The organism is Acidobacteriota bacterium (assembly GCA_012517875.1).
Classification (GTDB): Bacteria; Acidobacteriota; JAAYUB01; order JAAYUB01; family JAAYUB01; genus JAAYUB01.
Genome location: JAAYUB010000108.1, coordinates 26974 through 33207, shown reverse-complemented (window position 1 = coordinate 33207; position 6234 = coordinate 26974). Strand labels below are relative to the sequence as shown.

The following is a 6234-nucleotide window of genomic DNA, read 5'->3' as shown; positions in this document are numbered from 1 at the left end:
TGGTTGTTTTCGCAGATGAAGATCACCGGCAGCTTCCAAATCTTGGCCATATTGAGGCTCTCGTGGAACGCACCCTGGTGGATGGCACCGTCGCCGAAGAAGCAGAGGACCACGCCGCCCTCATCCCGATAGCGGATCTTGAAGGCGACGCCGGCGGCCAGCGGGATCTGTCCACCGACGATGCCGTGCCCGCCGAGAAAATGGCGCGGGGCGTCGAACAGGTGCATGGAGCCGCCCTTGCCCTTGGAACAGCCGGTGGCCTTGCCGTAGAGCTCGGCCATCAGCGCCCCGGGATCCATGCCGCACGCCAGCGCGTGGCCGTGGTCGCGGTAGGCGGTGATCACGTAATCGCGAACCAGGTCCAGCGCCGCCACCGCGCCGGTGGCGACGGCCTCCTGCCCGATGTAAAGATGGCAGAAGCCGCCGATCTTGCGCAGGCCGTACATCTGGCCGGCCTTCTCCTCGAACCGACGCATCAGCACCATGTCCCGCAGCAGCTGCGTGGTCAGTTCCCGCCCGTAGGCTGTGAGATCCTCTTGCTTGGCCATCGCGTCACTCCGCCAGCGGCACGACGAACCGAATGCCCTTCATGGGCAGGTAGTACGCCGCTTCCGCCAGCACGGTTTCCAGCACCACGAAGGACGCGGTGTCGGCCGATTGCTGCCAGAAGGCGGTCAGTCGCCGGCCCATGGTTTCGAGCACCTCGTTGCGCAGCGAGGGGTTGTCCACCGCGTACATCCGACCCCGCAGATTGATGACGCGGTGGATGGCCCGGGTCTGGATGATCCATTCCACGTCGGGGTGTTCTTCCAGGTGGGCGATCTTCGGCGCGTCCGGCGCCGAGACGGTGTACAGCGAGCCGGCCCGGCCCCGCAGGAGGGCCGGCACCATCCACCGGACGTGCGGATGCCCGTCGGCGTCCACCGTGGCCAGCAGCCCCACTTTCGACTCCTCGATCAACTCGGCCAGCAGTCGCATCAGTTCCTGTTTATCCATCGACCTCACCTTCTAGATTGTCGCTCGCCGTCACGCGTCGGCACCGGGGCGCCGGGGCGCCGCGACATCCGCCGCCGCCAGTCCGCCCAGTGCGGTTTCCTTGTATTTCGCCGACATGTCCTGCCCCACCTGCTTCATGGTGGCCACCACCTGGTCGAAGCTGATCCGGTGGGCGCCGCTGCTGAGCAGCGCCAGGTTGGCGGCGTTGAGCGCGGTGACCGCGCCCACGGCGTTCCGCTCGATGCACGGGATTTGCACCAGCCCCTGCACCGGGTCGCAGGTCAGCCCAAGGTGGTGCTCCAGCGCCATCTCCGCCGCCGACTCGACCTGGAGCACCGTGCCGCCCAGCAGGTGGCAGGCCGCCGCGGCGGCCATGGCGCTCGCCGTGCCCACCTCGCCCTGGCACCCCACCTCGGCGCCGGCGATCGAGGCGTTGGCCGCCACGACGCCGCCCACCAGGGCCGCCACGAGGAGCGCGTCGTAGATCGCCTCGTCCGCCAGGCGAAACCGCTCCTGCAGCATCCGCAGCACCGCCGGCACGACGCCGGCGGAACCGCAGGTGGGCGCGGTGACCACCCGCCCGCCGGCGGCGTTCTGCTCCGCCACGGCGATGGCGTACACAGCCGCCAGGGTGACTTCCTGCGGCAGCACGCGCCAATGGCGGATGTTGCGCTGGAAGCTGGTGAACATCTCCGCCGCCCGCCGCGGCAGCTTCAGCCGGCCGGGCAGTACGCCCTCGGCCTGGAGACCGGCGTCGATGGCGCCGGTCATGGCTGCCCACAGTCGTGCCAGTCGCGTGTCGACGGCCGCCGTATCCAGGCCGCCGAACGTCCGCTCCCGTTCGCGGACGTACGCCGCCAAGCCGATGCCCTGCTCCAGACAGTCGTCGATGACGCGGCTCAGCGAGGGATGCGCCGTCACCGGCGCCTGCGGCGACGCTCCCTCGGATCCGCCCCCGGCGATGCGGCCACCGCCGATCGACCGGTACTCGGACTCGGCCAGCACGCGGCTGTCCGTGTCCAGCAGCTCGAAGCGCAGAGTGTTCGGGTGCGGCACGTCCCGGCGCTGGACGTCAAAGATAACATCCTCTTCCGGGCGGAAACCGACCGCCGCCCCGCCCGCCAGGATGCGGCCGTGCTGCCGGATCTCCTGCGCGATGGCGCGCAGGTCGGCCGGCGGCTCGATGTCCAGTTCGCAGCCGGCCAGTCCCGCCGTCACGGCCAGATCGGTCAGGTGACCGCGGCCGGTGAGGGCGAGGCTCCCGAACAGGTGCACCCGGACGTGGGCGCCGGCGGCCGGGCGCGCTGCCTCCAGGCGGCGGCGGAAATCCCGAGCGGCCAAAAAGGGCCCCAGGGTGTGCGACGAGCTGGGGCCCACGGCCAATTTCAAGATGGCGAATGTGCCGACGATGTCCATGTCCGCTGTTCCTTTTCGGCCGATCGCTGCGTCCGCCGGATTCCGGCACGCATGGTGCCGTTTTCTCCATTTAGAAATCCGCTAGCGGTTACGGATTCGCTCTGCTGGCTGAGCTGCACGCCGGCCGGTCTTTTCCCCGAACGGATTGATCGGCTCGGTGGGATTCTAGACGCTTTCGCGGAAAAGTTCAACATTGTCCGACCGTTCGGGATGTGTTTCAATAGGCCCCGCGCAGATGTGCAGGAGTACGGCGGTCATGTACGGCAGCATGCAGCTCGGTCCGGTGACAGTGAGACCCAACGTGATTCTGGCCCCGATGGCCGGGATCACCGACCGGCCGTTCCGGCGGATGATTCGTCAGCTTGGCGGCTGCGGCCTCACGGTCTCCGAGTTGCTGAGCGTCGAAGCGATTGTGCGCCGCCAGCGCCGCACCCTGGCGATGATGGCCGCCGATCCGGTGGAGCGGCCCTTCGCCATCCAGATTTACGGTTCACGGCCCGAGGCGATGGCGGACGCGGCGCTTCAGGCGGTCGCGGCGGGCGCCGACATCGTCGACATCAACGCCGGCTGCCCGGCGCGCAAGGTGCTTCGAAACCATGGCGGCGCCTACCTGCTGCAGGACCCGCCGCAGCTGGCGCGGATCCTGACGGCGGTCCGCCGGGCGGTGTCCGTCCCCGTGACCGTGAAGATCCGCTCCGGCTATGACGCCAATCGGATCAACTTCCTCGAAATCGGCCGCCTGGCCGAAGACAGCGGCGTCGACGCCATCACCCTCCACCCGCGGACACGGACCATGCGCTTCTCCGGCCGTTCGGACTGGGACCACATCCGGCAGCTCAAGGCGGCGTGCCGCGTCCCGGTCGTCGGCAACGGCGACATCCTGGTTCCGGCCGACGCCGCGGCGATGTTCGACACAACCGGCTGCGACGCGGTGATGGTGGGGCGGGGCGTCACCCGCAATCCATGGCTCTTGCGGCAGACCGCCGATTTTCTGGAGACGGGCGCGTTCGCGCCCACCGAACCGGAGGCGCTGTTGGAGCTCTGCGTCGCCGTGTGCCGCGAGATCATCGCCGCCGGACCGCCTGTTCGGATCATGGGGGAGTTGAAAAAATTCTGTTCGTGGTGGGTGCACGGCATCCCGGCGGCGGCGGCGCACCGGCAGCGGATCTACGCCCTGACCGAGCCGCAAGCGCTGCTGGATTACCTGGCCGCCCTGGCCAGCGACAGCAGCATCTGCTCCTGATACTCCCGCGCCTCCCGGTACTGCGGGAATCGGCGCTCCAGGCGTTGGAATGCCAGGTGGTGAAAGCAGCGCCGTCCGCCGCGCATCACCGGCGGGACGACGAGATGCAGCAGCTCGTGGTAGATCAAGTATTCGATGTAGTACGGTGGCACCCGCGGACTGTCCAGGAGCCGGCTTACCCGAATGATCCCCGCCTCGGGATGGCAGTCCGCCAGCCGGCGGAATGACCGGCGCGGTGTCCACATCACACCGACCACCGGCGCCTGCCCGCCGAAAAACCGCGCATTGACCGAACGGCAGACGGCTGCGAGATCCACGTGGCGGCCGGCTGCGGATCCGGCCGGCGTCGGCGGGGGGACCGCCGCCCGATGATCCCGCAGGAAGGCGGCGAGTGCGCGCACATCCGCTGGGTCCGGCGCCTGCCGGTCCAGCCGGTCCCACACGCACCGCACCGCGGCAGCGAACACGCCGGGCGGTGCCGCCGCCAATCGGCTGTGGACGCTCACGCGGCATAGCTCGCCCCGCCGCACCACGCGGACGACGGTGCTCCGGTAGTCCGCGATCCGCACCTCGACGCGCGCGGGCGCACGGCGCCGCCGGGCGGCTTCCCGCTCGAGCGCAGCTTTATTGGCGGGGGGGAAAAAGGAGTCCGGCCAGCTATCGGCCGTTGTGAATTTTCTGGTGGTTGCGGAACCGCTCGAATTTCTTGAATTCCACAATTTTCTTGCTCAGGGTGTTGCGGTTGATACCCAGCATGTCCGCCGACTTGGAAATATTGTAGCGGGTCTGCGCCAGCACCTGCATGATGTACTCCATGTCCATCTGGACGAGCGCGTCCTTGTAGCCGATGCCATGTTTGACGCACCCGCCGACGTACGATTCCAGGTCGGCCCGCAGGGTGTTTTTAATTGCTTTCATATTCCCGTTCCAAGCCGTCGTCATTCAGCGAAACGGCGCCCAGTATACCACAGCGGCTGTCGCCAAGCAAATATTGTCAACAGGTCGTCAAGGGGTTTTCGGGGAATCCGTCCCGTTGTCGTCCGCCGCCGGACGGTACCCCGGCATCTCATCGAGCCAGCCGCGATAAATGCTTCTGTAGGTGGCTTCGAATTCCTGTCGCAGCTGCGCCGGCACCAGCAGGATCGCGGCGCGGGCGGTCATGAGCAGGTACGGCGCCAGTCCGGATTTCCGCAGGCGAGCCACCTGCCAGCCGCACGCGGTCATCGCCAGAACGATCACCGCGCAGACCAGCCAGCCGCGCAACAGCCCGAACAGCCCGCCCAGCAGCCGGTCGATCCACTTCAGATGGGTGAACTTCAGGATGCGGTCCACGATGAACATGATCAGCCCGGCCGCCAGCAGAATGCCGAAGAACACCACCAGAAACCCGAGGGCGGACCGCAGCTCGGACTCACCCATCCAAGGCGCCAGCAGCCGCGCCCCCTGCCGGTACAGCTGCCCCGCGACGATCACGCCGACGACGAGGGCCGCGATCGAGACCAGTTCCTTGAACAGCCCTTTGAACATGGCCAGCACCACCGAGCCCACCAGCACGAGGATGAACACCAGGTCGAGCAGATTCACGGCATGTCCTTGCACTGCCGCCGGGACGGCGCCCGCCCGCGGCACGGCGAGTCGGTTTAGCGTTTGGCCAGCAGGTCCACACCCGTCAGCCGCCGGTAGGCTTCCAGGTACTTCTCCGAGGTCTTCTGGATCACCGGTTCCGGCAACGGCGGCGCCGGCGGCTGCCGATCCCAGTCGAGTCCCAGCAGGTAGTCGCGGACATACTGCTTGTCGAACGACGGCTGCGGCCGACCCGGTTTGTATCCGTCGGCCGGCCAGAACCGGCTGGAGTCGGGGGTAAGCACCTCGTCCACCAGGACAAGCTGGCCGTCGATGTCGCCGAATTCGAACTTGGTGTCGGCGATGATGATCCCCTGCCCTTCGGCGTAGGCGGCGGCCTGCTGGTACAGCGCCAGCGACAGCGCCCGCACCCGCTCGGCCTTCTCCGCGCCGACAATGCCGCACATGTCATCGAAGGAGATGTTCTCGTCGTGGCCGAACACGGACTTGGTCGACGGTGTGAAAATGGGCTGCGGCAGCCGGTCACTCTCGCTCAGCCGGCCGGGTAGCGGCAGGCCGCAGATGGTGCCGTCCATGCGGTATTCATTCCATCCGGATCCGGCCAGGTAGCCGCGGACGATGCACTCCACCGGCAGCACCGCGGCGCGCCGCACCAACATGGAGCGGCCCCGCAGACTCTCGGCATGCGCATGCAGCGCCGGCGGCATCTCGTCCACCCGACCGCACAGCAGGTGGTTGGGGAGCAGATCCTTGAACTTGTGGAACCAGAATAACGAAATTTGGTTGAGAACGATCCCCTTGTATGGAATTCCCACCGGCAGGATGCAATCGAAGGCGGAGATCCGGTCGGTCGTCACGATCAACAAGCGGTCGTCCACCGCGAACATCTCGCGGACCTTGCCGCTGCCGACCCGCTCGAAGCCCGGCAGGTCAACCTGGAGCAGTGTGGGAAACGATGCGTTGGCCATGGGACTTCCACCTCGCGGAATATTTCG

The 6234-nt window shown here is 67.4% G+C and carries 8 protein-coding genes; 1 reads left to right on the top strand and 7 read right to left on the bottom strand.

The features are described from left to right. From GX414_11740 to GX414_11730, 3 genes are all read right to left on the bottom strand, one after another. The coding region (locus tag GX414_11740; GenBank protein NLI47767.1) for a pyruvate dehydrogenase (acetyl-transferring) E1 component subunit alpha at positions 1-548 on the bottom strand (548 nt) is incomplete at its 3' end. 4 nt (positions 549-552) lie between these two features. Continuing rightward, positions 553-996, bottom strand: coding sequence for a pyridoxamine 5'-phosphate oxidase family protein (locus tag GX414_11735; protein ID NLI47766.1), 444 nt, complete (start codon positions 994-996; stop codon positions 553-555). A gap of 30 nt (positions 997-1026) precedes the next feature. Next, positions 1027-2412, bottom strand: coding sequence for an L-serine ammonia-lyase (locus GX414_11730; protein ID NLI47765.1), 1386 nt, complete (start codon positions 2410-2412; stop codon positions 1027-1029). Between the two features lie 256 nt (positions 2413-2668). Here GX414_11730 and dusB point away from each other — a divergent pair, with 256 nt between their 5' ends. Beyond that, on the top strand, positions 2669-3655 hold the full coding sequence (dusB, locus tag GX414_11725) for a tRNA dihydrouridine synthase DusB (GenBank protein NLI47764.1): 987 nt from the start codon (positions 2669-2671) through the stop codon (positions 3653-3655). On the opposite strand, the gene GX414_11720 is transcribed toward dusB, so the two are convergent. The 4 genes from GX414_11720 to GX414_11705 all read right to left on the bottom strand — a co-directional run bounded on the left by GX414_11720 (position 3613) and on the right by GX414_11705 (position 6207). After that, a complete protein-coding gene (locus GX414_11720) occupies positions 3613-4224 on the bottom strand; it encodes a M48 family metallopeptidase (GenBank protein NLI47763.1) in 612 nt (203 codons plus the stop codon). The genes dusB and GX414_11720 overlap by 43 nt on opposite strands. 88 nt (positions 4225-4312) lie before the next feature. Further along, entirely contained in the window at positions 4313-4573 is a 261-nt protein-coding gene (locus GX414_11715; GenBank protein ID NLI47762.1) for a hypothetical protein, read from the bottom strand. 87 nt (positions 4574-4660) lie between these two features. Next, positions 4661-5239, bottom strand: coding sequence for a CvpA family protein (locus GX414_11710; protein NLI47761.1), 579 nt, complete (start codon positions 5237-5239; stop codon positions 4661-4663). Between the two features lie 56 nt (positions 5240-5295). After that, positions 5296-6207, bottom strand: coding sequence for a phosphoribosylaminoimidazolesuccinocarboxamide synthase (locus GX414_11705; GenBank protein NLI47760.1), 912 nt, complete (start codon positions 6205-6207; stop codon positions 5296-5298). Positions 6208-6234: the final 27 nt, after the last annotated feature.

Bases quoted from the DNA above. Each gene is read 5' to 3' on its own strand.
- dusB (NLI47764.1), top strand. From the start codon at position 2,669: ATGTACGGCAGCATGCAGCTCGGTCCGGTGACAGTGAGACCCAACGTG.
- GX414_11705 (NLI47760.1), bottom strand. From the start codon at position 6,207: ATGGCCAACGCATCGTTTCCCACACTGCTCCAGGTTGACCTGCCGGGC.
- GX414_11735 (NLI47766.1), bottom strand. From the start codon at position 996: ATGGATAAACAGGAACTGATGCGACTGCTGGCCGAGTTGATCGAGGAG.
- GX414_11715 (NLI47762.1), bottom strand. From the start codon at position 4,573: ATGAAAGCAATTAAAAACACCCTGCGGGCCGACCTGGAATCGTACGTC.
- GX414_11730 (NLI47765.1), bottom strand. From the start codon at position 2,412: ATGGACATCGTCGGCACATTCGCCATCTTGAAATTGGCCGTGGGCCCC.